The sequence below is a fragment of the Luteimonas endophytica genome, assembly GCF_029887875.1.
Taxonomy (GTDB): domain Bacteria; phylum Pseudomonadota; class Gammaproteobacteria; order Xanthomonadales; family Xanthomonadaceae; genus Luteimonas; species Luteimonas endophytica.
Genome location: NZ_JARXRM010000019.1, coordinates 230,516 through 257,216 on the forward strand (window position 1 = coordinate 230,516; position 26,701 = coordinate 257,216).

At 71.1% G+C, this 26,701-nt stretch carries 18 protein-coding genes; 6 read left to right on the forward strand and 12 right to left on the reverse strand.

The annotated features are described in order from the left end of the window. Positions 1-88: 88 nt before the first annotated feature. From clpB to QFW77_RS04770, 5 genes are all read right to left on the reverse strand, one after another. A complete protein-coding gene (clpB, locus tag QFW77_RS04750) occupies positions 89-2,674 on the reverse strand; it encodes an ATP-dependent chaperone ClpB (RefSeq protein ID WP_280573170.1) in 2,586 nt (861 codons plus the stop codon). A 672-nt stretch (positions 2,675-3,346) separates the two neighbouring features. After that, positions 3,347-3,883 carry a lactoylglutathione lyase gene (gloA, locus tag QFW77_RS04755; protein WP_280573171.1) on the reverse strand — a complete coding sequence of 179 codons (537 nt, stop codon included), beginning with the start codon at positions 3,881-3,883 and terminating at the stop codon, positions 3,347-3,349. 4 nt (positions 3,884-3,887) lie between these two features. Next, entirely contained in the window at positions 3,888-4,502 is a 615-nt protein-coding gene (locus tag QFW77_RS04760; protein WP_280573173.1) for a DUF4166 domain-containing protein, read from the reverse strand. A gap of 42 nt (positions 4,503-4,544) precedes the next feature. Next, positions 4,545-6,152: a SulP family inorganic anion transporter gene (locus QFW77_RS04765; protein WP_280573208.1), complete on the reverse strand. Its 1,608-nt coding sequence runs from the start codon at positions 6,150-6,152 to the stop codon at positions 4,545-4,547. Between the two features lie 119 nt (positions 6,153-6,271). Further along, positions 6,272-8,551 (reverse strand): TonB-dependent receptor, encoded by a 2,280-nt coding sequence (locus tag QFW77_RS04770; protein WP_425603267.1) that lies wholly within the window; start codon positions 8,549-8,551, stop codon positions 6,272-6,274. A gap of 576 nt (positions 8,552-9,127) precedes the next feature. On the opposite strand from QFW77_RS04770, the gene otsB reads away from it, so the two are divergent. From otsB to otsA, 3 genes are read left to right on the forward strand one after another with little or no spacing between them, the layout of a single operon-like run. Then, complete coding sequence (otsB, locus tag QFW77_RS04775) at positions 9,128-9,886, forward strand: trehalose-phosphatase (protein ID WP_280573174.1); 759 nt, start codon at positions 9,128-9,130, stop codon at positions 9,884-9,886. Then, the gene (locus QFW77_RS04780) at positions 9,883-11,664 is read left to right on the forward strand and encodes a glycoside hydrolase family 15 protein (RefSeq protein WP_280573175.1); all 1,782 of its coding nucleotides are present in this window, start codon (positions 9,883-9,885) and stop codon (positions 11,662-11,664) included. The genes otsB and QFW77_RS04780 overlap by 4 nt, the downstream gene beginning before the upstream one ends. Then, entirely contained in the window at positions 11,661-13,028 is a 1,368-nt protein-coding gene (otsA, locus tag QFW77_RS04785; RefSeq protein WP_280573177.1) for an alpha,alpha-trehalose-phosphate synthase (UDP-forming), read from the forward strand. The genes QFW77_RS04780 and otsA overlap by 4 nt, the downstream gene beginning before the upstream one ends. A gap of 146 nt (positions 13,029-13,174) precedes the next feature. Here the strand turns inward: otsA and pgeF are convergent, their stop codons facing one another. Both pgeF and rluD read right to left on the reverse strand, forming a co-directional pair. Then, positions 13,175-14,089: a peptidoglycan editing factor PgeF gene (gene pgeF / locus QFW77_RS04790; protein WP_280573178.1), complete on the reverse strand. Its 915-nt coding sequence runs from the start codon at positions 14,087-14,089 to the stop codon at positions 13,175-13,177. After that, positions 14,086-15,069 (reverse strand): 23S rRNA pseudouridine(1911/1915/1917) synthase RluD, encoded by a 984-nt coding sequence (rluD, locus tag QFW77_RS04795; RefSeq protein WP_280573180.1) that lies wholly within the window; start codon positions 15,067-15,069, stop codon positions 14,086-14,088. The genes pgeF and rluD overlap by 4 nt, the downstream gene beginning before the upstream one ends. Positions 15,070-15,155: 86 nt before the next feature. Between rluD and QFW77_RS04800 the strand changes: the two genes are divergently transcribed. Next, positions 15,156-16,013, forward strand: coding sequence for an outer membrane protein assembly factor BamD (locus QFW77_RS04800; RefSeq protein WP_280573182.1), 858 nt, complete (start codon positions 15,156-15,158; stop codon positions 16,011-16,013). Between the two features lie 223 nt (positions 16,014-16,236). Here QFW77_RS04800 and QFW77_RS04805 read toward each other — a convergent pair whose 3' ends face one another. The 4 genes from QFW77_RS04805 to sucC form a co-directional block, all read right to left on the reverse strand. After that, entirely contained in the window at positions 16,237-17,139 is a 903-nt protein-coding gene (locus QFW77_RS04805; protein ID WP_280573183.1) for a vitamin K epoxide reductase family protein, read from the reverse strand. Between the two features lie 213 nt (positions 17,140-17,352). After that, a complete protein-coding gene (locus QFW77_RS04810) occupies positions 17,353-18,990 on the reverse strand; it encodes an NAD+ synthase (RefSeq protein WP_280573185.1) in 1,638 nt (545 codons plus the stop codon). Between the two features lie 281 nt (positions 18,991-19,271). After that, entirely contained in the window at positions 19,272-20,147 is an 876-nt protein-coding gene (gene sucD / locus QFW77_RS04815) for a succinate--CoA ligase subunit alpha (protein WP_280573186.1), read from the reverse strand. A gap of 164 nt (positions 20,148-20,311) precedes the next feature. Beyond that, the gene (sucC, locus tag QFW77_RS04820) at positions 20,312-21,478 is read right to left on the reverse strand and encodes an ADP-forming succinate--CoA ligase subunit beta (RefSeq protein ID WP_280573188.1); all 1,167 of its coding nucleotides are present in this window, start codon (positions 21,476-21,478) and stop codon (positions 20,312-20,314) included. A gap of 489 nt (positions 21,479-21,967) precedes the next feature. On the opposite strand from sucC, the gene QFW77_RS04825 reads away from it, so the two are divergent. Beyond that, positions 21,968-23,575, forward strand: a complete 1,608-nt coding sequence (locus QFW77_RS04825; protein WP_280573190.1) for a sensor histidine kinase — start codon at positions 21,968-21,970, stop codon at positions 23,573-23,575. 415 nt (positions 23,576-23,990) lie between these two features. Next, positions 23,991-25,397, forward strand: coding sequence for a sigma-54-dependent transcriptional regulator (locus QFW77_RS04830; RefSeq protein ID WP_280573191.1), 1,407 nt, complete (start codon positions 23,991-23,993; stop codon positions 25,395-25,397). Between the two features lie 170 nt (positions 25,398-25,567). On the opposite strand, the gene QFW77_RS04835 is transcribed toward QFW77_RS04830, so the two are convergent. After that, on the reverse strand, positions 25,568-26,500 hold the full coding sequence (locus QFW77_RS04835; protein WP_280573192.1) for a transposase: 933 nt from the start codon (positions 26,498-26,500) through the stop codon (positions 25,568-25,570). Between the last annotated feature and the right edge of the window lie 201 nt (positions 26,501-26,701).

The following is a 26,701-nucleotide window of genomic DNA, read 5'->3' on the forward strand; positions in this document are numbered from 1 at the left end:
GGCCACCACGCCGGCTTTCGCGTGCATGGCACGCTCCTACGGGAGCTCGACGCCTAAAGGGCGCGATTCGTCACGCGGGGGCGTTGGCTCAACCCTTGGCGAACACGATGCGGCCGCCGTCGACGTCGACGCGCACGGTGTCGCCGTTGCCGAAGGTACCGGACAGGATCTGCTGCGCCAGCGGGTTTTCCAGCTGCTGCTGGATCGCGCGCTTCAGCGGCCGGGCCCCGTACACCGGATCGAAACCGACGTTGCCGAGCAGCTCGAACGCCGCTTCGGTGACTTCGATGCGGATCCCGCGCTCGCCCAACCGCTTCTCCAGCCCGCGCATCTGGATGCGGGCGATCTCGCGGATCTGGGTCTTGTCCAGCGAGTGGAACACCACGATGTCGTCGAGCCGGTTGATGAACTCCGGGCGGAAGTGCGACTGCACCACGCCCATCACCGAGGCCTTCATCCTGGTGTACGCCTCGGGGCTGTCGTCGCCGTCGAACTCCTGGATCATCTGGCTGCCCAGGTTCGAGGTCATCACGATCACGGTGTTGCGGAAATCGACCGTGCGCCCCTGGCCGTCGGTCAGGCGGCCGTCGTCCAGCACCTGCAGCAGGATGTTGAACACGTCCGGATGCGCCTTCTCGACCTCGTCGAGCAGGATCACGCTGTACGGGCGCCGGCGTACCGCCTCGGTGAGATAGCCGCCCTCCTCGTAGCCGACGTAGCCCGGGGGCGCGCCGACCAGGCGGCTGACCGCGTGCTTCTCCATGAACTCGCTCATGTCGATGCGCACCATCGCATCGCCGCTGTCGAACAGGAACTCGGCCAGCGCCTTGCACAGCTCGGTCTTGCCGACGCCGGTCGGGCCCAGGAACAGGAACGAGCCCGAGGGCCGATCGGGGTCCGACAGGCCGGCGCGCGAACGCCGCACCGAATCCGACACCGCCTTGATCGCCTCCTCCTGGCCGACCACACGGCCGTGCAGCGCGTCCTCCATCTTGAGCAGCTTCTCGCGCTCGCCCTCCAGCATCTTCGACACCGGGATGCCGGTCCAGCGCGCCACCACCTCGGCGATCTCCTCGGCGGTCACCTTGTCCTGCAGCAGGGTGAAGCCCTGGGTCTCGGCCTCCTGCGCGGCGGCCAGCTGCTTCTCCAGCTCCGGCAGACGGCCGTACTGGATCTCGCTCATCCGGGTGTAGTCCTGCTTGCGCTGCGCCGCCTCCAGGTCCAGGCGGGCCTGCTCGATCTGCTCCTTGATCCGGGTGGCGCCCTGCACGGTGGCCTTCTCGGCCTTCCACACCTCCTCCAGGTCGTTGTATTCGCGCTCCAGCGCGGCGATGTCGGTTTCCAGATCCGACAGGCGCTGCTTCGACTCGGCGTCCTTCTCCTTCTTCAGCGCCTCGCGCTGGATCTTCAGCTGGATCAGCCGGCGCTCCTTGCGGTCGAGCTCCTCGGGCTTGGAATCGATCTCCATTCGGATCCGGCTGGCGGCCTCGTCCATCAGGTCGATGGCCTTGTCGGGCAGCTGGCGGTCGGCGATGTAGCGGTGGCTGAGGGTGGCGGCGGCGACGATCGCCGGGTCGGTGATCTCCACGCCGTGGTGCACGGCGTAGCGCTCCTTGAGCCCGCGCAGGATCGCGATCGTGTCCTCGACGCTGGGCTCGCCCACGAACACCTTCTGGAAACGGCGCTCGAGCGCGGCGTCCTTCTCGACGTACTTGCGGTACTCGTCCAGCGTGGTCGCGCCGATGCAGTGCAGCTCGCCGCGCGCCAGCGCCGGCTTGAGCATGTTGCCCGCGTCCATGGAGCCTTCGGCCTTGCCGGCGCCGACCATGGTGTGCAGCTCGTCGATGAAGAGGATGATCTGCCCCTCGTTCTTGGACAGGTCGTTGAGCACCGCCTTCAGCCGCTCCTCGAACTCGCCGCGGAACTTGGCGCCGGCGATCAGCGCGCCCATGTCCAGGCTCAGCAGCCGCTTGCCGCGCAGCCCCTCCGGCACCTCGTTGTTGACGATGCGCTGGGCCAGGCCCTCGACGATCGCGGTCTTGCCCACGCCGGGCTCGCCGATCAGCACCGGATTGTTCTTGGTGCGCCGCTGCAGCACCTGCACGGTGCGGCGGATCTCCTCGTCGCGGCCGATCACCGGGTCGAGCTTGCCGGCCTCGGCGCGCGCGGTCATGTCGATGGTGTACTTCTCCAGCGCCTGGCGCGCCTCCTCGGCGTTCTCGTCCTGGACCTTCTCGCCGCCGCGCATGGCATCGATGGCCGCGCCCAGTCGCGCCTTGTCGGCACCGGCGGCCTTGAGCGCGCGTCCGGCCTCGCCGCCATCTTCCAGGGCGGCCAGCAGGAACAGTTCCGAGGCGATGTAGGCGTCGCCGCGCTGCTGCGCCAGCTTGTCGGTGACGTTGAGCAGCCGGCCCAGATCGTTGCCGACCGAGATGCTGCCGGCCTGGCCCGACACCTTGGGCAGCTTTTCGAGGATCTCGCCCAGGCGTTCGCGCAGCAGCGGCACGTTGACCCCGGCCTGCGCCAGCAGCGGGCGGGTACCGCCGCCGGACTGGTCCAGCAGCGCCACCAGCAGGTGGACCGGTTCGATCAGGTTGTGGTCGCGCCCGACCGCCAGCGACTGGGCGTCGGCGATGGCCTGCTGGAAGCGCGAGGTGAGCTTGTCCATCCGCATCGGGTGGCTCCTCCGGAATGTGCGGGGCGCCCGGGGATGTCCGGCGGGACGCCGTGATGTCCCGTCAATGCGGGCCGCGCCCCCCGGATTCAAGTCGCGGACCGGCCCCGCGACGCCCCGCCTCCCGGGCGCACTCCCGGAGGTCCCGACCGATCACCGTCCCCAACTGCTCGATTGCTCCGACGCCACGTCTGCGGCCATCGGCAGGGGTGGCGCCGCAAGTCGCTCCGGCCTGCCCCGGCGCATTTCTGGCAGCCCGGCCAAGAACCGTCTACGGCTGCTCGAACGAACGGTCCGAAGGCACCTGCGGCCATCGGGCGGCGGTGGCGCCGCAAGTCGCTCCCCGATACTCGCTTGGTTGCGACGCCACCCCCACCCGATGGAACGAGATCACCGGCGCTTCCAAGAAAAGCGAGAACCGACGCGGCCGCACCCGGCCGCGACCCATGCTTTCCAGCCCGATCGCCACGCCCTCTCCAGCGGGCCGGGGGATGCGTGACAACCAAGCGAGTATCGGGGAGCGACTTGGCACGTATCCCCCGGCCCGCCCCCCGGGATCGTCTCGAAACGCCAGCCGAGAACGGTTCCCGGCCCGCGAACTCACGGCGCTCTGTTTTTCGGGCTTTCGGGCTTTCGGCTTTCGAACCTTGGCCTCGGGCCTCTCCGCCGTCGTCAATCCAGCCGCGCGGGCTGGATGATCTCCACCCAGTAGCCGTCGGGATCCTTGATGAACGCAATGCTCCTCATGCTGCCCTCGGACAGACGCTTCTGGAACGGCACCCCGAGCGCCTCGAAGCGCGCGCAGGCGGCGCGCACGTCCGGCACGCTCACGCAGATGTGGCCGAAGCCGCGCGGCGCGCTGTTGCCGTCGTGGTAGACCGGACCGTCCTGTTCCTCGGTGCCGTGGTTATGGGTCAGCTCCAGCACCCCGCGCTGCTCGGCCAGCCACTGCCGGCGCGCCTCGTCGCCGTCGGGAATCGCGGCGTCATCGTCCACCAGCACCAGGAAGTACAGCGAGAACCCGGCGGGCTCGAAATCGACCTTGCGCGCCAGGGTGAAGCCCAGCACCCGGGTGTAGAAATCCAGCGAAGCACCCGGGTCCTTGATCCGCAGCATCGTATGGTTGAAGACGAACTCGCGGGTCGCGGGGTCGCGCGCGGCGGCGACGCCGGAAACTTCGGCGAGTGCGGCACGGGTGTTGGCGGTCATGGCATCACTCCTGGGGAAGGGCCTGCATGATCGCCGATTCCTCCCCGACCGACCCGCCCGCCTGCGCATCCACCGGCGCCAGCCAGCCCTCGTATCGCACCACCCGCCCGACCAGCGGCAGCACCGCCTCGACCAGGAACTCGTAGCGTTCGCCACGGGCGCGTTCCCGGCAGCACACCCCTTCGAACAGCCGCGCCGGCAGCGGGACCAGCCCGAACAGGCGCACCCCCACCGTGTTCCAGAACACCATGCCGTCGTTGACGTGGAGCGCGAAGCGGAACTGCAGCGGGCCACGCCGCTCGACCAGGCGGCCGCCGCGCGCGCGCAGCCGCGACGTCATCCGCATCCCGCCGAAGTCGCGATGCCAGTGCTCGGCGCCGCCCTCGGCGACGAAGTCGACGGTCAGCGGCACGTCCGCCGACGCGCGCGGCAGCCCGGCCAGCCGGGCGCACAGGCGCGCCAGCGGCCCGGCCCCGCCCTCCACCGAGGCGCGGCCGGCGCAGCGCAGCCGGCCGTGGTTGGAGTGCAGCAGGCGCACCGCATCGGGCAGGGTGAAGAACGGCGCGCCCAGCAGTCGCTGGTAGAGCGTCGGCGCGACCGGGCGCGGAGACGTGGGCATCGTTGACGTCGGCAGCGGGCGGGCGCGCAGGATAACCCGCCGTCAGCCGCGGGCCGGTTCCCCGCGCTGCAGCGCGAGCAGGCCGAGCGCCAGGGCCAGGGCGACGTAGGCGCCGGCGAACTGCCAGACGATGGCCTGGCGCATGCCTTCCAGCCGCCAGGGCAGGTACACCGCCCCCTGCGGATGCGCCGAATGGATCACCCCGAACGCGGTGAGCGCGGCGGCCAGCAGCAGGCAGCCGATCGCACGCCACGGCCGCGCGTCGATCATCGCCACCAGCGCGGTCGCCCACAGCATCGCGGTGATGATGAAGCCGTTGCCGAGCACCACGATGGTCGCCAGTTCCGGCAGCCCATGGCCCTGGCCGGTGGCGTAGAGCTCGGCGAAGCGGGCCGGCTCGATCCAGGCGGGATTGCCGAGCTTGATCGTCAACAGGTAGGCCACCGCAGGCAGGAACGCCAGCGCCACCGCGATCGCGTGCTCGCGGCGGGTGTCGCGGAAGGCCTGCACCGCGATGTCGATGCCGACGTAGACGATGATCGGCGCCAGCACCGCCAGCGGCAGCCACTGCACCAGCCCGGCGATCACCCCGAGCATGCCGCCCAGGCCGACGAACAGGCCGGTGAGCAGGGTGTAGCCGCTGCGCGCGCCCATGTGCTTGTAGGCCGGCTGGCCGATGTAGGGCGTGGTCTGCGCGACCCCGCCGCAGGCGCCGGCCACCAGGGTCGCCACCGCCTCGACCAGCAGCACGTCGCGGGTGCGGTAGTCGTCGCCGGCGGCGCGCGCGCTCTCGGCGACGTTGATCCCGCCGACCACCATCAGCAGCCCGAACGGCAGCAGCAGCGACAGGTAGGGCACGGCGGCCGGCAGGCCCTCGATCGCGCCGAGGGTCGGCAGCGGCAGCACCGGCACCGGCGCGGTCCAGGCCGGCAGCGCGAAGCCCGGCAGCGCGCCCGCCAGCCCGAGCGCGTAGTACAGCGTGGTCCCGACCAGGAACGCGAACAGCACCCCGGGGATGCGCAGCGGCAGCCGCCCGCGCGCCACCAGCGCGTACAGCAGCAGTCCCAGCGTCACCAGGCCCACCACCGGCGAGCGCAGCGCCTCGATCAGCGGGAGGAACCCCAGCAGCACCAGCGCGGCGCCGCCGATCGAGCCGAGCAGCGCGGCCCGCGGCACCATCCGGGTGATCGCATCGCCGGCGAACGACAGCGCCAGCTTGAGCGTACCCATCACCAGCAGCGAGGCCATGCCGAGCTGCCAGGTGGCGATGCCGGCCGCCTCCGGATCCATGCCCTGCTCGCGGTAGCCGGCGAACGCCGGGCCCAGCACCAGCAGCGCCATGCCGATGCTGGTGGGCGCGTCCAGGCCCAGCGGCATCGCGGTGACGTCGTCGCGGCCGCTGCGCGCGGCCAGTCGCCGCGCCATCCAGGTATAGAGCAGGTTGCCGACCAGCACCCCGAGCGCGGTGCCGGGGAACATCCGCCCGAACACGATCTCCGCCGGCATCCCGAAAATGCCCACCAGCGCCGCGGCGATGAAGCCGAGGATCGACAGGTTGTCGACCACCAGGCCGAAGAAGCCGTTGAGATCGCCGGAGACGAAGAGCGGTGGGCGGTGACGACCAGCCGGCCGGCTGCTGGAGGCAGGGATTGGTGATTCGTTGGTCGACATCGGACGTTCCGGGGCAAACGGGGACGGGCCGCAACGCTCGGCGAGCCGGACGCCGCCGCGCCCGGCACCTGCTCAACCAGCAATCACGGAGCGCGACATCAGAAGCGTGCGGTGTACTCCATCCCCCAGGTCCGCGGCTCGTTGAGGAAACCGGTGAGGTTGTTGAAGTCGATCGCCCCCACCACCCGCGTGGTGTCGGTGATGTTGCGGCCGAACAGCGCCACCTCGTGGTCGCCCTGGTTCCAGTTGTAGCCCACCCGCAGGCCGCCCTCGACCATCGACTTGCCGGTGAACTCGATCGACTCGTAGAGGAAGAAATTGACTTCGCTGCGGTAGGCCCAGTCGGTGAACACGAAGAACTCGCCCGCGCCCATCGGCACGCCGTAGCGCATGGTCAGCGCGTGCACCCATTCCGGCGCCTGCGGCAGGCGGTTGCCGTCGATCAGGTACAGGCCAGAACCGGGCGAGGTTTCCGGATCGGTCACGGTGCAGCCGCCGCCGCAGCCGGGCACGGCCAGGGCGGGATCGTCGATCTCGGTGTCGTTGTAGCTGCTGCCCAGGGTGACCAGCAGGTGGTCGGTCAGGTAGGCCTCCAGGTCGAGTTCGAAGCCCTGGCCGCGGGTGCTGTCGGCGTTGAGCAGGGTGGCGGTGTTGGCGCCGCCGCCTACCGCGATGATCTGCTGGTCGTCGACGTCGTAGCGGAACACGTTGAAGCCCACGCGCGCGCGCCGGTCCCACACGTCGGCCTTGATGCCGGCCTCGTAGGAGATCGCCTCCTCGGAGTCGGCGGTGGACACGCCGCCGAACGCCAGCCGGCCCTGGATGGAGGGTGCGCGAAAGCCCTTGGCGACGCGGGCGTAGACGTTGACGTCGTCGTTGAGCGCGTAAACGCCACTCAGGTCCCAGCTGACGTCATTGACATCGGTCTCGACCAGATACGGCCCGCTGACCGGCGTGCCGCCAGGCACCGCCTGCTCCACGCTGGCCGAGAAGTCCTTCTGGTCCTCGGTGTAGCGCAGGCCGCCGCGCAGGGTGAAGCGGTCGGTGATTTCGAAGTCGCCGGAGGCGAACGCCGCCCAGGCCTTGTTGCGCTGGTCCTGCACCGCCAGCCCGGTCTGCGGGTTGCCCGGCGCCACCGAGTCGTAGTTGAAGCTGTCGATCGAGATGTCCTCGTCGAACCAGAACAGCCCGGCCTGCCAGTCGAAGCGCCCCCACTCGTTGGACTCGAGGCGGAACTCCTGGGTGACCTGGCGGTGGTCGGGCAGGCCGTCGGCCGACTCGGCCGGGAACCGTGCTCCGAAGACGGGTGCGCCGATATCCAGACCGTCGGAGGGATCGAAATCGAACGTGTATTCGGAGCCGCCGTCGATATCGCCACGGTTGAGCGATTCGGCGGTCTCGTAGCCGGTGACCGAGTACAGCGTCACCCGCCCCAGGTCCCAGCGCAGCCGCGCGCTGCCGCCCCAGGTGTCCAGGTCGGAGAAATTCACCCCGTCGGTGCTGACCACGTCGCGGTCGAAACCGGAGACCAGGTCGTTGGTCCCGGGCGCGATGATGTTGGCGCGGAACAGCCGCGCGGTGCCGTTCATGTGGCGCTTGTGGAGATTGAACAGCGCCTCGAACGCGTCGCCCTCGTACAGGAACTGCACGCGCGCGGCGGATTCGTCGTACCCCTCGAAACCGTCGTTGGGCCCGTCGATGGCGTTGTCCACCGAGTCGTCCCGGCGTTGGTACAGCGCCGAGGCGCGCGCCGACCAGCGCTCGGTGAGCGGGCCGCCGTAGGCGCCCTCGAAATTGAACATGCCGTCGCTGCCGGCCGCGGCCTGCAGATAGCCGCCGGCGTCCTGCGAGGGCTTGACCGATTCGAACTTGACCACCCCGGCCGGGGTGTTGCGCCCGAACAGGGTGCCCTGCGGGCCGCGCAGCACCTCCACCCGCTCCAGGTCGAACACCGGAAAGCCCTTCAGCAGCGGGCTTTCCTGCACCACCTCGTCGTAGACCAGCGAGACCGGCTGCGAGGCGTTGAGATCGAAGTCGGTATTGCCCAGCCCGCGGATGTAGAAGCGCGGGAACGCGCGGCCGTAGGAGGATTCGATGTTGAGGCTCGGGACGCGCCCGGAGAGAAAGCGCACGTCGCCGCCGCCGGAGCCCAGCACGTCGAGCTTTTCGCCGCCCACCGCGGTGATCGACACCGGCACGTCCTGGATGTTCTCCACCCGGCGCTGCGCGGTGACCTGCACCGCGTCCAGGGTGGTGGCGTCCGGCCCGGCCGGCTGCGCGCCGGATTGCGCCGCGGCGGGCATGGCCGCCGCGAACAGGGCGCCGGCGAGGGCGGCGGGGAGCAGGGCAACGGCGGGGCGCGGGGCGGAGCTCGGCATGGGTGGGCGTCCGGAAGTCGGGAGGGGTCCAGCACGCGGATGTTGCAGCACAGCAACAGCTGGAGCAAATCCCTGTGACAGCGGCCGCCTTCGCATTCCCGGTATCCCCTACCCGATCCGTCTACGGCTGCTCGAACGAACGGTCCGAAGGCACCTGCGGCCATCGGGCGGCGGTGGCGCCGCAAGTCGCTCCCCGATACTCGCTTGGTTGCGACGCCACCCCCGCCCGATGGAGCGAGATCCACCGGCGCTTCCAGATAGAGCAGGAGCCGACGCGGCTGCACCCGGCCGCGATCCTTGCTTTCCGGCCCGATCGCCACGCCCTCCCCAGCGGGCCGGGGATGCGTGACAACCAAGCGAGTATCGGGGAGCGACTTGGCACGTATCCCCCGGCCCGCCCCCGCGGACGCGCGTTTGCCCCGGGGGCGCTTGCGCCGGCCCCGTGCCTCCCGCGGCTTTCGCGGCCATGGGCGCTCCGCCGGGACCTTGCGGCCGGCCGCCCCAGCAGCTGGCGCTCGGGCCCGGCGTGACGGCGGCGTCCTGAAGACGTCGCGCTGAATTGGGCACAATGCGGGCATGGCAGCAGCGACCCCCACCCGCCCGCCGCCGCCGACGCTCGAAGACGACTGCGCGTTGTTCCTCGACGTCGACGGCACCCTGCTCGATTTCGCCCCCGACCCGGCCAGCGTCGCCGTGCCCCCGCCGCTGCGCGAGGTCCTGCAGGCCCTGGCGCGGCGCCTGGACGGCGCCGTGGCCCTGGTCAGCGGCCGCCCGCTGGCGACCCTGGATGCGCTGTTCGCGCCGCTCAAGCTGCCGGTCGCCGGCATGCACGGCCTGGAGCGCCGCAACGGCGGCCGCAAGTCCAAGCCGCCCCGGGCCCCCGACGCCCTGCAGCGCGTCCGTGGCGAGGCCGAGACCCTCAGCGGCCGCCACCCCGGCACCGTGGTCGAGGACAAGGGCACCGCGCTCGGCCTGCACTGGCGCCGCGCGCCGCAGCATGGCCCGGCACTGCGCGCCTTCGCCGAGGCCGCCCTGCCGCGGCTGCCCGGCTACCGCCTGCAGCACGGCGACCACGTCGTCGAACTGCGCCCCGTCGGCGCCGACAAGGGCGATGCCATCGCCGCCTTCCTCGGCGAACCGCCGTTCCGCGGCCGCCGCCCGGTCTTCGTCGGCGACGACCTCACCGACGAACACGGCTTCGCCGTGGTCAACGCCCGCGACGGCTGGAGCGTGCTGGTCGGCGACCGCCAGCCGAGCGCGGCCCACTACGCGCTGCGCGACACCGCCGCCGTGCACGCCTGGCTCCACTCCAACCACAGGACCCCCACCGCATGACCCCATCCACCCTCGACCTGGGCGTGATCGGCAACGGCACCTTCGGCGCGCTCGTGGACCGGCGCGCGCGGGTGGTGTGGAGCTGCCTGCCCGCCTTCGACGGCGACCCGGCCTTCTGCGCCCTGCTCTCGCCGCGCGACCACGCCGGCGGCGACTTCGCCATAGAACTGGAGGACTTCGAGCGCAGCGAGCAGGCCTACCTCACCAATACCGCGATCCTGCGCACCGTGCTGCACGACCGCCACGGCGGCGCCGTCGAGGTAATCGACTTCGCACCGCGCTGGCGCGACTACGACCGCTTCTACCGGCCGGTGGCGATCATGCGCAAGGTCACGCCGCTGGCGGGCAACCCGCGCATCCGCATCCGGGTGCGGCCGCTGGCGGACTGGGGCGCGCGCAGGCCCGACACCACCTGGGGCAGCAACCACGTCCGCTACCTGCTGCCCGAGTTCGCCCTGCGCCTGACCACCGACGTGCCGGTGCGGTTCGTGCGCGAGGAGATCCCCTTCGTGCTCGGCCACCCGGTGCACCTGATGCTCGGTGCAGACGAGTCCTTGACGCGCCCGCTGGCAGGCTACGCCCACGAGGCCCAGGAGCGCACCGCCCACTACTGGCGCGAATGGGTCCGCTACCTGTCGGTGCCGCTGGACTGGCAGGAAGCGGTGATCCGCAGCGCCATTACGCTGAAGCTGTGCCAGTACGAGGACAGCGGCGCGATCATCGCCGCGATGACCACGTCGATCCCCGAAGCGCCGCATAGCGCGCGCAACTGGGACTACCGCTACTGCTGGCTGCGCGACGCGGCGTTCGTGGTCCGCGCGCTCAATCGCCTCGGTGCGACCCGCAGCATGGAGGAGTTCTTGCGCTACATCTTCAACATCGCGACGCACGAAGGCACCCTGCAGCCGCTGTACGGAATCGACTTCGCCGAGGAACTGGAGGAGCACGAGGTCGACACCCTGCAAGGCTACCGCGGCATGGGCCCGGTGCGGCGCGGCAACCTGGCGTGGCTGCAGAAGCAGCACGACGTCTACGGCAGCGTGGTACTGGCCTCCACCCAGCTGTTCTTCGACTTGCGCCTGGCCGAGCCCGGCGATGTCGACACCTTCCGCAAGCTCGAGCCGCTGGGCGAGCGCGCCTACGCGCTGTACGACGAACCGGACTCTGGACTGTGGGAATTCCGCGGCCGCGCCGAGGTCCATACCTATACCGCGGCGATGTGCTGGGCCGCCTGCGACCGGCTGGCGAAGATCGCCGCCAAGCTCGGCCTCGGCGACCGCGATGCCTACTGGCGCGAGCGCGCCCACACGATCCGCGAACGCGTGCTCGACGCGGCCTGGAACGAGGAGCTCGGCCACTTCACCGACACCCTCGGCGGGCAGCGCCTGGACGCCTCGCTGCTGCTGCTGCCGGACTTCGGCTTCGTCGACCCGATGGACCCGCGCTTCGTCGACACCGTGGAGGCGATCGGCCGGGACCTGAAGCGCGGCAACGGCCTGTTCCGCTACATCGCCCCGGACGACTTCGGCTCTCCGGAGACCAGCTTCACCATCTGCACATTCTGGTACATCGACGCGCTGGCGGCGATCGGCCGCGAGGACGAAGCGCGGGAGATGTTCGAGGCGATCCTCGCCCGCCGCAACCACCTCGGGCTGCTGTCCGAGGACCTCGCGTTCGAGAACGGCGAGGCCTGGGGCAATTTCCCGCAGACCTATTCGCACGTCGGCCTGATCATCGCCGCGATGCGGCTCTCGCGCTCCTGGCAGGAAGCCTCGTGAGCCGCCTGGTCGTCGTCTCCAACCGCGTCGCCGTCCCGGGCGAGAGCCGCGCCGGCGGGCTGGCGGTGGCCCTGGACGGGGCGCTGAAGGAGCACGGCGGCCTGTGGTTCGGCTGGAGCGGCAAGACCTCGCGCGATCGCAGCGGCGAGCTCCACGAGCAGACCAGCGGCAACGTCCGCTACCTGACCATGGATCTCAGCCGGGCGGACCTCGACGCCTACTACAACGGCTTCGCCAATCGCACCTTGTGGCCGCTGCTGCATTTTCGCCTCGACCTGGTCGACTACGACCGCAAGACCCGCGAGGGCTACGCGCGGGTCAACGCGCTGTTCGCCGAGAAGCTGGCGCCGCGGCTGAAGGACGACGACATCGTCTGGATCCACGACTACCACCTGATCCCGATGGCCTCGATGCTGCGCGAGCGCGGCATCGGCTGCCGGATCGGCTTCTTCCTGCACGTGCCGATGCCGTCCTCGGACCTGCTGGCGGCGATGCCCAATCACTCGCGGCTGTTCTCGTCGCTGTACGCGTACGACCTGGTCGGTTTCCAGACCCAGCGCGACGTCGAGCGTTTCCAGGACTACGTGCGCCTGTTCGGCGGCGGCGAGGTGCTCAAGGGCGGCATCCTGCAGGCGCCCGGCGGCCGCCGGTTCTGCGCCGCGGCGTTCCCGATCAGCATCGACACCGGGCACATCGCCGCGCAGTCGCGGGCGGCGGTGAACAAGTCGGCGGTGCGCGGGCTGCGCGCCAGCCTCGACGGCCGCGACCTGGCGATCGGGGTCGACCGCCTCGACTATTCCAAGGGCCTGCCGGAGCGCTTCCACGGCTTCGAGCGCTACCTGGAGAGCCACCGCGACCAGAAGGGCAGCCTGACCTACCTGCAGATCGCCCCGGTCTCGCGCGGGGACGTGTCCGAGTACCGCAAGCTGCGCAACGAGCTGGAACAGATCTCCGGCCACATCAACGGCGCCCACGCGCAGCCCGACTGGACCCCGCTGCGCTACGTCAACCGCAATTTCGCGCATGCCACGCTGACCGGCTTCTACCGCATGGCGAAGGTGGGGCTGGTCACGCCGCTGCGCGACGGCATGAACCTGGTGGCCAAGGAATTCGTGGCGGCCCAGGATCCGGAGGATCCGGGCGTGCTGGTGCTGTCGCTGCTGGCCGGCGCGGCGTACGAATTGAAGGAGGCGCTGCTGGTCAACCCGCACGACTACGACGGCGTCGCCGACGCGATCGCCATCGCCGCCACCATGCCGAAGGAAAAACGCATCGAACGCTGGCAGGCGATGATGGAGCACCTGCGCGCCAACGACATCGGCACCTGGCGGCGGCGCTACCTCGAGGCGCTGGAAAAAGCCTAGCCGCGGGCCATGCCCGGAATCGCTGCCAAACTGGACGAAGCCACCGGAGTCACCGCCGCGCTGAACGGACGCATCCGCGGCCTTCGCGGCCATGGGCCGCTGAGTTGCCGCATCGCGGAACGCACCCGCGACGCCCCGCGAGCGCATCAGCGCGCCCGGTACACCACCGTCGCCATGCGCCCGCCGCGGCCGTCGCGGCGATGGGAGAAGAACCGGGCCGGGTCCGAGATCGTGCACTCAGCGCCGCCGTGGATGTCGCCCGGCGCCATCCCGGCGGCCGCCAGACGCATCCGCGCCAGGGCGTAGAGATCGGCGAACCAGTGGCCGGGGCGGGTCGCCACGAAGGCCTCCGCGGCGCGCCCCTCCACGGCGAGAAAGGCCTCGCGGACCGCGGCGTCGACCTCGTAGGCGCGCGGACCGGCGGCGGGCCCGAGCCAGGCGCGCACCGCGCCTGCGGGCGTGCGCAGCTCCGCCAGCGCCGCTTCCAGCACCCCGGCCGCAAGCCCCCGCCAGCCGGCGTGGACCGCCGCCACTTCGCTGCCGTCGGCGGCGGCCAGCACCACCGGCAGGCAATCGGCGGTCAGCACCGCGAGCACGGTGCCGGGGTCGGCGGTGACCGAGCCGTCGGCTTCGGGCGCCACTGCGCGATCCGGCGGCCCCGCGTCGCCGAGACTCCCCGCCTCCAGGTCTCCGGCACCGGCCTCCAGGCGCCCCCGGGCGCCTGACCCCGCCGCTTGGCCGGGCCCATGCTGCGCGAGATCCGCCCGCGGACCGGCGACGCGCGCCGGTGACGGCCCCGGCCGATCCCAGCGCTGGACCGCGGTACCGTGCACCTGTCGCAGCCAGCACGGAGGCCCGGGCAGCCCGAAGCGACGCTCCAGTTCGGCGCGGTTACGCGCGACCGCGGCGGGGTCGTCTCCGCAATGCGCGCCGAGGTTGAAATCGTCGAACGGCGGTGCCGACACCCCGGCGCCGCGGCGCAGCGTGGTGAACGCGACCACCCCGGGCGGCGCCGGCCAGGCGGCCCGGAGGATGGCCGGCTCGGCGTCCGGGGCGCTCACCGGCTTGGCCCGGCCGCCCTGGTGTCCTCGCGCAGCTGCCGCAGCAGCTCCAGCATGTCGGCCGGCACCGAGGCGCCAACGCGCAGCGGCTCGCCGGTGCGCGGGTGCCTGAACTCCAGGGTCTCGGCGTGCAGCGCCTGGCGGCGGAAACCGCGCAGCGCCGCCACCAGCCCCTCGGCGGCCGCCTTCGGCAGCTTGAGCGCGCCGCCGTACAGCGGATCGCCGACGATCGGGTGGCGCAGGTGCTGCATGTGCACGCGGATCTGGTGGGTGCGCCCGGTCTCGAGCCGGCATTCCAGCGCGGTGTGCGCGCGAAAACGCTCGCGGACCCGGAAATGGGTGACCGCGTCGCGGCCGTCCTCGCGTACCGCCATGCGCAGGCGGTCGCGCGGGTGGCGCTCGATCGGCCCGTCGGCGGTGCCGCCGCTGACCAGCGCGCCGACCACCACCGCCAGGTACTGGCGGTGGACCGCGCGCGCCGACAGCTGTTCCACCAGCGCGGCATGCGCCTGCAGGGTACGCGCCACCACCATGACCCCGGACGTGTCCTTGTCCAGCCGGTGCACCACCCCGGCGCGCGGCACCGCCGCCAGCGCCGGATCGCGGAACAGCAGCGCGTTGACCAGGGTGCCGGTGCGGTTGCCGGCGCCGGGGTGCACCACCATGCCGGCCGGCTTGTCGATCACCAGCACCTCGGCGTCCTCGTGGAGCACCGTCAGCGGGATGTCCTCCGGGGCGTCGCTGGTCTGCTCGTCCAGCACCACGTCAAGGGTCACCAGCTCGCCCCCCGCCACCGTCTCGCGCGGCCGCACCTGGCGTCCGTCCAGCAGGGCGTCGCCCGATTTGATCCACTCGCTCAGGCGGGAGCGGGAGAATTCCGGGAACAGCTCGGCGAGCGCCGCGTCGAACCGGCGCCCGGCCTGGTCATCGGGGATCCTGGCGCTGCGCGCGCCGCTGTCTTCGGGGTCGGTATCGGTCATGGAGGGCTTCGGTTCAGGCGTGGTCGCCGGACCGGCGATGCGGACTGCTATTATCGGCCCTTCGTGCCGCCAACGCCCAACGCCCCATGACCCGAGCCCGCTCCTTGCTGCGCAATGCGCTGATCCTGTCGCTGCTGGCCGTCTTCATGGCGTCCGGCTGCTCGCGCTTCCGCGGCGGCGACAAGACCGATGTCGACGAGGGGGTGCCGGTCGAGGAGCTGTACGAGAAGGGCCATACCTCGATGCGCTACGGCAACTGGAACAGCGCGGCGACGACCTTCCGCCGGCTGGTCGCCCAGTACCCGTACGGGCCCTATACCGAGCAGGCGCTGATCGAGACCGCCTACGCGCAGTTCAAGATGGGCAACAACGAGGAGGCGATCTCCAGCATCGACCGCTTCCTGCGTACCTACCCCACCCACCGCAATACCGCGTACATGTACTACCTGCGCGGGCTGGTCAACTCCAACCGCGACACGGTGTTCCTGCAGCGGGTGTGGTCCCTGGACGCCAGCCGCCGCGACCTGGCCACGCCGAACCAGGCGTATGCGGATTTCCGCGTCGTCGCCGAGCGCTTCCCCAACAGCCGCTATGCCGCCGACGCGCGCGAGCGGATGGCGGCGCTGCGCAACATGTTCGCCCGCCACGAGGTGGATACGGCCCTTTACTACCTGCGCCGCGGCGCCTGGGTGGCCGCCGCCAAGCGCGCCACCTACGCGCTGGAAACCTACCCCCAGAGCGTCTACCAGAACGACGCGGTGGCGGTGCTGGCCGAGGCCTACACCCAGCTGGGCAACGAGACCCTCGCCGCCGATGCGCGCCGGGTCCTCGAGCTCAACGACCCGGACCACGGCTGGCTGAGCGGCGACTGGCCCGACTACCCCTGGGCGATCCGCAAGCTCAATCCCTTCGCCGGCGAGAAGTCGCCCCTGCAGGAAGACTGAGCCCTCCGGGCGCTCCTGCGGACGCGCGCCGGCGACTCCGGCTTCCACTTAGGCGCGCGAAGGCCGGCGCCGCCGGCCCGCCCGGATCGCCGCCGATCCGCACGCAGATACCTGCTGCCGACCCGGGGAGACGCCCGCGGCCTTCGCGGCCATGGGCCGCTCCTACGGGGGCGACAGGAACCGGCCAGGGCCGGCTGTGCTGCAGGATGGCATTCGGCTAGCGCTAGCGCTCGCGCTCCCAGTCGAAGCCGGACAGCTGCGCCAGTTCCTCGGGGGTGAGCACGCCGACGTGGTGCAGGCCGTGCACCACCCAGGTCGGGTACGAGCCCACGCCCGCCGCCACGCATTCGCGCGCGACCGGGCCGCCGCGGCCCTGGGGGCTGCACTCGACATAGGGCAGCCGCGGCGCGGACGCGCCGAACAGCCGCGTCTGGCGGCGGCAGTTGCCGCACCAGGAGGCGCCGTAGTACTTCGCGTCGATCGCCTCCAGGTGCGCCACCAGGGCCACCACCCGCGGATTTTCCGGCCGCCGATCCAGCACGCCGCTGGCCGCCACGTGCAGCGCCAACACCGCGCCAAGCGCCAGCAGCCCCCCGCCGAGCCACCAGGCGCCGCGGCCGCGGCCGGCCGGGGCGCCGCCCCGGCGAACATGGACCAGGGCGAAGATCGCGGCCATGGTCGCCAGCGAGGCCAGGCACCAGCCGCAGGTCGCGCGCAGCGCGAGGAGCCCGGCGGCGGTGAGATAGACGCTGATCGCCAGCCCCACCAGGGACAGCCGCGAGAGCCGCCGCCAGCGCTGCGCTGCGGAGCGCCCGGTGGCGGCGGCCAGGCCGATCAGCGCATACATCGCCAGGCCCCACAGCGCGATCGGCAGGCCGAACAAAGTCGACCAGCGGCTCCCGGCGATGAGGTCGCAGCCGCCGCCCTCGGTGCACAACGCCGGCGCCGCGTCGCCCCAGGCGGCCGCGGTGAGATAGCCGGTCAGCAACACGCCGAGGGCGGCCAGCGCCAGCACCGGCCGATCGACCGGGACGCGCTGGGCGTGCGCTCGCGGCGCGCTCGCGGGTGCGGCAGCAGCGGCGGTCGCGGAGGACTGGCGGGACTGCTTGCGCTTCTTTCTGGCCATGCGTCCGGGTCGGGATGAGGGACGGCGATTCTAACGGAGCCGACCGGGCCGGTCCGGGGCAGCGAGCTTGGCGGCGGCTCCAGGGATCGCCGGCCGCGCCGGCTTTCGCGTGCATGGCACCCTTCTACTGGGCAAGCGATGCCGCGTCCGCTCTTGTGTGGGAGCGGTCAATGGCCGCGAAAGCGGCTGCCGGCGCCAACCACCCGAAGGGCGTCAGCCGGCGTAGCCGTTGCTGATCGGGTAGCGGCGCTCGCGGCCGAAGGCGCGGCGCGAGACCTTGGGCCCCGGCGCGGCCTGGTGGCGCTTCCATTCGCTGATCCGCACCAGCCGCAGCACCTTGTCCACGGTGTCGGCCTCGAAGCCGGCGGCGACGATCTCCTCGCGCGACTGCTCGCGGTCGACGTAGCGCAGCAGGATCGCGTCGAGCACGTCGTAGGGCGGCAGCGAGTCCTCGTCCTTCTGGTCGGCACGCAGCTCCGCCGAGGGCGGCCGCGAGATCACCGCCGGCGGGATCACCGGCGCGCCGGCCACGGTGTTGCGCCAGCGCGCCATCGCGAACACCTCGGTCTTGTACAGGTCCTTGATCGGCGCGTAGCCGCCGGCCATGTCGCCGTAGATGGTGGCGTAGCCGACCGCGTACTCGCTCTTGTTGCCGGTGGTCAGCAGCAGGCCGCCGAACTTGTTGCTCATCGCCATCAGCAGCGCGCCGCGGGTGCGCGACTGCAGGTTCTCCTCGGTGACGTCCGCCTCGGTGCCCTCGAAGGTCCCCGCCAGCGCATCGAGAAAGCCCTGGAACGGCGCCTCGATCGGCACCGACAGCAGCCGCACCCCGAGCGCCCGGCACTGCTCGGCCGCCAGGTCGTTGCTGAGGTCGGCGGTATAGCGCGAGGGCATCGCCACCGCGGTGACGTTCTCCGCGCCCAGGGCGTCGACCGCGATGGCCAGCACCACCGAGGAGTCGATGCCGCCCGACAGCCCCAGCCACAGCTTCGAGAATCCGTTCTTGAAGCAGTAGTCGCGGACCCCGCGCACCACCGCGCGCCAGGCCATCGCATCGCGGCCGCCGTCGGTTTCCAGCGGCCACTGCACCGCGGTCAGTTCGCGCCGCTCGGGATGGTAGTCGGCGACCAGCCAGTGCTCCTCGAAGGCGCGCGCGGCGTGGTGCACCTTGCCGTTGGCGTCGGCCAGCACCGAACTGCCGTCGAACACCAGCGCGTCCTGGCCGCCCACCACGTTGAGATAGGCCAGCGCGACGCCACTCTCGTGGATGCGCTCGGCCAGCAGCGCGTCGCGCTGGGCATGCTTGCCGCGCTCGAACGGCGAGGCGTTGGGTACCAGCACCAGCTCGGCGCCGGCGCTGGCGGTGTCGTGCAGCGGCTCGGCGAACCACAGGTCCTCGCAGATCACCACGCCCACCTGCACGCCGCCCACCGCGAACACGCACGGCCCGCCGTCGGGGTCGACGTGGAAATACCGGCGCTCGTCGAAGACGTTGTAGTTGGGCAGCTCGCGCTTGCGGTAGGTGGCCTCGATCCGGCCGTCGCGCAGCACGCTGGCCGAGTTGTACAGCACGCTGCCGGCCGACTCCGGCCAGCCCACCACCGCGACGATCCCGGTGGCCGCCTTCGCCACCTCGCGCAGCGCCCGCTCGCAGTCGGCCAGGAACGAGGGCCGCATCAGCAGGTCCTCGGGCGGGTAGCCGCTGATCGCGAGTTCGGGGAACAGCACGACATCGGCGCCGAACTCCTCGCGCGCCTCGGCGATCATCAACGCGATGCGCTCGGCGTTGCGGGCCACGGCCCCGACCGGGAAGTCGAACTGGGCGAGGGCGATGCGCAGGGGCTTGGTCATGGCGGGGCGGTCCTGGGAGCGAATGGCATCAGCCTACAGAGCCGGCTGCGTCCATTGTAGGAGCGTGCCATGCACGCGAAAGCCGGCGCGGGTGGCCATGTCCGGGATCGCCGCCGACCCGGCCGGAGCCTCCCGCGGCCTTCGCGGCCATGGGCCGCTCCTACGGGATCGCACGCAGCCACGTAGGAGCGGCACGCAACCCCGTAGGAGCGCGCCGTGCACGCGAAAGCCCGCGCGGGTGGACGCGCCGGGAATCGGCGCCGACCCGGCCGGAGCCGGGGTCAGCCCTGCAGCAGCTTCGCCAGCGCGGCGCCGAGGTCGCCGGGGGACTTCACCGTGGTCACGCCGGCCTTCTCCAGGGCCGCGAACTTGCCCTCGGCGGTGCCGGCGCCGCCGGAGGCGATCGCGCCGGCGTGGCCCATGCGCTTGCCCTTCGGCGCCGAGGCGCCGGCGATGAAACCGACCACCGGCTTGGTCACGTACTCGCTGATGAACTCGGCCGCTTCCTCCTCGGCCGAACCGCCGATCTCGCCGACCATGATGATGCCGGCGGTCTGCTCGTCGTCCTGGAACAGCTTCAGGCAGTCGATGAAGTTCAGGCCGTTGATCGGGTCGCCGCCGATGCCGATCACCGTCGACTGGCCCAGGCCCGCGTCGGTGGTCTGCTTGACCGCCTCGTAGGTGAGGGTGCCCGAACGCGAGACGATCGCCACCTTGCCGGGCTTGTGGATGTGGCCGGGCATGATGCCGATCTTGCACTCGCCGGGGGTGATGATGCCGGGGCAGTTGGGGCCGACCAGCACCACGTCCTCGTAGCCCTTGAGCACGTTCTTGACCCGCAGCATGTCCAGCACCGGGATACCCTCGGTGATGCAAACGATCACCTTGATGCCGGCGTCGGCCGCCTCGAGGATCGCGTCGGCCGCGAACGGCGGTGGCACGTAGATGACCGAGGCGTCGGCGCCGGTCTCGGTGACCGCCTCGGCCACGGTATTGAAGACCGGCAGCCCGAGGTGCTCGCTGCCGCCCTTGCCCGGGGTCACGCCGCCGACGACCTTGGTGCCGTAGTCGAGCATCTGCTCGGCGTGGAACGTGCCCTGCTGGCCGGTGAAGCCCTGCACGACGACCTTGGTGTTCTTGTTGACCAAAACGCTCATTCGATTTTTCCTACCTGTTCTGTGACCGGATCGGCTCCGGCTCGGCGGGCATCGGCGCTGCCGATGCCCTTGCGTCATGCCTCCACGCCCCCACCCCGCCGCTTTGCGGCGGGGTCGCCCCCTGACTTCGGGGGCTGGCGAGGCGGTCTCGAAACCTCGGTCGATCAGGCGGCCTTGGCGGCCGCGACCGCCTTGCGGGCGCCGTCGTTGATGTCGTCGGCGGGGGTGATCGCCAGGCCGGAATTCTTCAGCAACTCCTTGCCCGCGTCGACGTTGGTACCCTCCAGCCGCACCACCACCGGCACCTTGACGTCGACCTCCTTGACCGCGGCGATGATGCCCTCGGCGATCATGTCGCAGCGGACGATGCCGCCGAAGATGTTGACGAAGATCGCCTTCACGTCGGCGTCGGAGAGGATCAGCTTGAACGCCTCGGTCACCCGCTCCTTGTTGGCGCCGCCGCCGACGTCGAGGAAGTTGGCCGGCTCGCCGCCTTCCAGCTTGATCACGTCCATGGTCGCCATCGCCAGCCCGGCGCCGTTGACCATGCAGCCGATGTTGCCGTCCATGGTCACGTAGTTGAGGTCGTGCTGGCTGGCGGCCACCTCGGTCGCGTCCTCCTGGCGGATGTCGCGCATCGCCACCAGCTCGGCATGGCGGAAGGAGGCGTTGTCGTCGGAGTTGACCTTGCCGTCCAGCACCGCCAGCTCGCCGTTCTTCAGGATCGCCAGCGGGTTCAGCTCGACCAGCGACAGGTCCTTCTCGTTGAACAGCCGGTACAGGCCCATCATGATCTTGGTCAGCTGGTTGACCTGCTTGCCGTTCAGGCCGAGCGCGAATCCGAGCTCGCGGCACTGGTAGGGCTGCAGTCCCTGCACGAAGTTGATGTTGAGGGTCTGGATCGCGTCGGGGTTCTCCTCGGCGGTCTTCTCGATCTCCACCCCGCCCTCGCTGGAGGCGATGAAGGTGACCGACTGGGTGCCGCGGTCCACCAGCACCGAGAGATACAGCTCCTTGGCGATGTCGGTGGCCTGGGTGACCAGCACCGTGTCCACCGGCAGCGCCACCCCGGCCGACTGGTAGGTCTCCATCTTCGTGCCCAGCATCGCCTTGGCGGCTGCGCGCACCTCGTCGAGGGTCTTGCACAGCTTCACGCCGCCGGCCTTGCCGCGGCCGCCGGCGTGGATCTGGGCCTTGACCACCCAGAAGTCGCCGCCGATCGCCTTGGCGACGTCGACCGCCTCGTCCGCGGCGCGCGCGACGCGCCCGGCGGGTACCGCGATGCCGTAGTCGGCAAAGAGCTGTTTCGCCTGATATTCGTGGAAGTTCATGTGGGGTCCATGCGTGGGAGGGTCGTGAGCATGCCGGCGCGGCCGAACGATGGCCGTGGTGGCCGGAATGCCTCGCCGCGCACGGTCGATCGCAGGCGCTGGGGCCGGCGAAGGCGCGGACGGGCCACACATTCTCGCCGATGCGGCCGGCGCGGGCAAAACCGACCATGGTCGGGGCCGGATGGGCCCCGGGCCGCCATCGTCGCGAACCCCCCCCCCGGGAGGAGCGTGCCATGCACGCGAAGGCCGGCGCTGCCGGCCGGGCCCGGAATCGCCGCCCGCCCCGTCGGAGCCACCCACGGCTTTCGCGGCCAGGGGCCGCTCCTACCGGGTCTTCGCATCACCCGGATTCCCGTAGGAGCGTGCCATGCACGCGAAGGCCGGCGCGGCCGGGGCTTGTACGCCTTCGCCCGCGGGCATGGCCGGCCCGGCGCAGGGCCGCCCCGGCCGCCGCTCTATACTCGCGGCTACCCTGCCCAGGCCAGCCGCTTGTTCGCCATCCCCGCCCCTCCCGTCTATACCGCCGGCGTGCTGCGGCGCGAGCTGTACCTGTTCGCGCTGTACCGCCTGCTGGAGGCGAGCCTGCTGGCGCTGATGGTGTTCAGCCCGGTCGGGGCGCTGATCGGCGAGCCGCACAACCCGCTGCTGGCGCAGGTGGTCTGCGGTGCCTACCTGCTGGCCTCGCTGGCGCTGCTGCAGTGGGCGCGCAGCTCCACCGCCGGCCTGCCCGAGCAGGCGCTGATCGGCGCCGGCGTGGACGTGGTGGTGGCCACGTTGGCCGTGCACGCGCTGCCCACCGCCGGCCCCGGGGTGGCGCTGATGCTGCTGGTGAACCTGGGCGCGGCCTCGCTGTTCCTGCCGCTGCGGCTGGGGCTGTTCACCGCGTGCCTGGCGGCGCTGGCGATGCTGGCCGAATACGTCTGGTCGCAGGTGCACCAAACCGGGGTGGCGCGGCCGCTGGCCGAGATCCTCATGTTCACCGTCAGCTTCTTCGCCATGGTCACCCTGACCCAGCAGCTGGGGCGGCGCCTGCGCGAGAGCCAGGCGCTGGCCGAGCGCCGCGGCCAGGAGGCCGAGAACCTGGCCGGCATCAACGAGCTGATCATCCGCCGCATGCGCACCGGGGTGCTGATGATCGACGACGGCCGCCGCGTGCGCATGGCCAACGAGGCGGCGATGCGCCTGTTCGGCGAGGACGAGGACCGCCTGGAGGGGCGAACGCTGGCGGAGCTGTCCGCGGAGCTGGGCGCGCGCCTGGAGCGCTGGCTGCAGGGCGGCGCGCTGGACGACACGCCGCTGCTGCACGGCCCGGAGCAGCTGGAGATCCAGCCGCGCTTCGCGCGCCTGCTGACCGAGGGCGACACGGTGCTGGTGTTCCTGGACGACGCCTCGCTGGTGGCGCGCCGCGCCGAATCGCTGACCCTTTCGGCGATGGGGCGGTTCTCGGCCAGCCTGGCCCACGAGATCCGCAACCCGCTGGCGGCGATCAGCTACTCGGTGCAGCTGCTGGAGGAATCCCCGGACCTGCCCGAGAGCGACCGCCGCCTGGTGCAGATCATCCACCAGCAGTGCCAGCGCACCAACGGCATCGTCGAGAGCGTGCTGGGGCTGGCGCGGCGCGAGCGCGCGGTGACCGAGCAGTTCGACCTGGTGGCGTTCGTGCGGCGCTTCGTCGACGAGTTCCAGCAGCTGGTGCCGACCGAGAACGGCGCGCTGCGCAGCGCCGGGCGCGAGCGGCCGCTGCAGGGCATGTTCGACCGGCGCCACCTGCACCAGGTGCTGACGGTGCTGGTGCAGAACGCGATCAACTACGGGCGCATGCCCGGCGAATCGGCGCGGGTGACCATCGCGGTGGCCGAGCGCGAGGGCCGCCCCGCCATCGAGGTGAACGACCGCGGGCCGGGCATTCCCGAGGCGGTGGTACCGCAGCTGGGCCGACCGTTCTTCACCACCTCCGAGCACGGCACCGGCCTGGGCCTGTACATCGCCCGCGAGCTGTGCCGCGCCAACGGCGCCAGCCTGGACTACGTGGCCGTGCCCGGCGGCGGCGCCTGCTTCCGGATCCTGATGTCGGGCCGCAACCCGCTGCTCTCCTGATCGATTCCGATCCGGCGGCCATCCCGGGCTTGGACGTGCGCGCGGGCCTTCGCGTGCATGGCACGCTCTACGGGAACCCGGGCGATGCGAAGACCCGGTAGGAGCGGCCCATGGCCGCGAAGGCCGCGGGTGGCGCCGGCCGGATCGGTTGGTGATTGCGACCGATGACTTCGATTTTTGCACCGCAGCAAGCCATCGGACCACTTTGGCAGCCCGCAGCGCGCGCCGCACCTGACCCAGCGCGGCGCCCCACTGACACGCAGCGCTCAAGTCGAGCCGCGCGCGGCCGATAACGGCCATGAGGCAGCCCCCGCTCCTGCCGACGTGACCCAAACCGCGCGAAATGGCCCTTTTTTGCCACCAAGTACGTGCTGTAGGGCACAATGCCTACCGTAGCCCGTACGAGTTCCCCCTAGTGACAGAGAACCGCAGCGTCCTCATCGTCGACGACGAGCACGACATCCGGGAATTGCTGGTGCTGACCCTGGGCCGCATGGGCCTGCGCACCGATACCGCCCCCAACCTCACCGCCGCCCGGCAGATGCTGGGCACCGTGGCCTACGACCTCTGCCTGACCGACATGCGCCTGCCCGACGGTTCGGGGCTGGAACTGGTGGCCGAGATCTCCACCCGCTTCCCCAACACCCCGGTGGCGGTGATCACCGCCTACGGCAACGTGGAGGCGGCGGTGGAAGCGCTGAAGGCCGGCGCCTTCGACTTCGTGAGCAAGCCGGTCGACATCCACATGCTGCGCGGCCTGGTCAAGCAGGCGCTGGACCTCAACGAGCGCGGCCACTCCCAGGCCGACGACGCCGGCCGGCTGTTCGGCGAGTCGGAGGCCATGGTGGCCCTGCGCCGTACCATCTCGAAGGTGGCCCGCAGCCAGGCCCCGGTGCACATCAGCGGCGAATCCGGCACCGGCAAGGAACTGGTGGCGCGCACCATCCACGCCCAGGGCTCGCGCGCCGCCGGGCCGTTCGTGCCGGTCAACTGCGGCGCGATCCCCGCCGAGCTGATGGAAAGCGAGTTCTTCGGCCACAAGAAGGGCAGCTTCACCGGCGCCCACGCCGACAAGCCCGGGCTGTTCCAGGCCGCCGACGGCGGCACCCTGTTCCTTGACGAGGTGGCCGAGCTGCCGCTGCCGATGCAGGTCAAGCTGCTGCGCGCGATCCAGGAAAAGACCATCCGCCCGGTGGGCTCGTCGACCGAGGTCAACGTGGACGTGCGGATCCTCTCCGCCACCCACAAGGACCTGGCCACCCTGATCGACCAGGGCAGCTTCCGCCACGACCTGTACTACCGCATCAACGTGATCGGCCTGCAGGTGCCGCCGCTGCGCGAGCGCGGCGGCGACATGCCGCTGCTCTCGGCCGCGATCCTGCAGCGCCTGGCCCAGGCCATGCACCGCAGCACCCCGGCGCTCTCCCCCGAAGCGCTGCGCGCGCTGGAGGGCTACGCCTTCCCCGGCAACGTGCGCGAGCTGGAGAACATCCTCGAGCGCGCCCTGGCGATGGCCGAAGGCGACACCATCCAGTCCGAAGACCTGCAACTGCCGCGCAACGGCGGCGTGGCGCTGGCCGCGGGCGGCGCGGGCACCGCCGCCGGCCAGGGCGCAGCGGCCAGGCCCGGCGCCGACCCCCGCACCCTCAGCCCCTACGACACCGCCTCCAGCGCCCTGCCCTCCTACATCGAGGAGATCGAGCGCGCCGCCATCCAGCAGGCGCTGCAGGAGAACCGCTACAACAAGACCAAGACCGCGGCCGCCCTGGGCATCACCTTCCGGGCGCTGCGCTACAAGCTCAAGAAGCTGGGCATCGAATAGGGCGCCGCGGCCGTACCGCGTAGGAGCGGCCATGGCCGCGAAAGCCGCGGGAGGCGCCGGCCGGGTCGGCGGCGATACCGGGCGCTGCCAGCCACGCCGGCCTTCGCGCATGGCGCGCTCCTGCGAAAAACGAACCCCTGTAGGAGATTCTATGTTCGGCTGCAACGGTCTCAGGTCGGTTGTGGGCGGTATTGGGCTCCGCTCTTGAGCAGGGCGAAGGCGAGCCGGGCGAGCTTGCGGGCGACGATGACCAGACTCTGGATGCGGGTCAGGCCCCGGGCCAGGTTGGCTTGGTGCAGCTGGTGCCATCGGCCCCTGCGCGAGGCGGCCATGGCGGCGTTGTGCAGGAGGCGTCGGGTCTCGCTGTCGCCCTGCTTGGTGAGTTTGCGGCGGCCACGTTGGCGGCCGGAGTCGCGGATTCGAACGTCCAGGCCCAGGAAGGCGATGAAGGCGTCGCTGCTGCGGAACGCGCCGCGCAGGTAGGCGGTGGTCAAGGCCGTGGCATTGAGCTTGCCGATGCCCTCGATGGCGCCAACCCGCTTGATCTGGTCCTGCAGCCCGGACTTTTCCACTTGGTGCTGCAGCAGCCGGTCGATCGACGCCAGCAGTCGATCCAGGCGTTCCAACAGGCTGCGGCACGCGGTCCGCAGCTCCGGCACCCCGGCCAGGCTCTGGCGCACCGCCACGCCCATCTTGACCAGCTTGGCGCGGCGGTTGAGCAGGCGCTTGAGGCGGGCGTAGCCGGGCGGCGGGGCCACCCAGGGGCGTAGATGGTCGTACTCGTGGCGCAGGTAGCGCCACAGCAGCTTCGCATCGGCCAGGTCGGTCTTGGCCCGACCGCCGACGCTGTCGCGGTAGCGGTTGAGCCGGAAGCCGTCCACCACGAACAGGGCGTGGCCCTTCCGGCTCGCCTGCTCCAGTACCTGCAGGTGATAGGTGCCGGTGGCTTCGACGGCGATCCTGGCCGGTCCGGTCAGGGTCTTGAGCCAGGCCTTGATCTGCTTGGTGGTGTTGACCACCGTGATGAAGCTGCTGCCGTCATAGATGGCCAGCTCGGCCTTGCTGACGTCGATGCCGATGCACAGGGGGTGTTCTGTTGTCATGACAGGATCTCCGAGGTAGCGTGGATCAGCCTGTCGGGGCCCCGGCGCTCGCTTGCCGAGATGGTCGGTCCGGCGCCACACGCCGGCCGATGGATTCCTCATGGGCGCTGTGGTGGGGGGGACGAAATCTCCTACGGTCTGTGCCAAAGGCCAGATGCGGCTCAGGTCCCTCCGCCCCGACAGGCCCAAACATACAAGCGG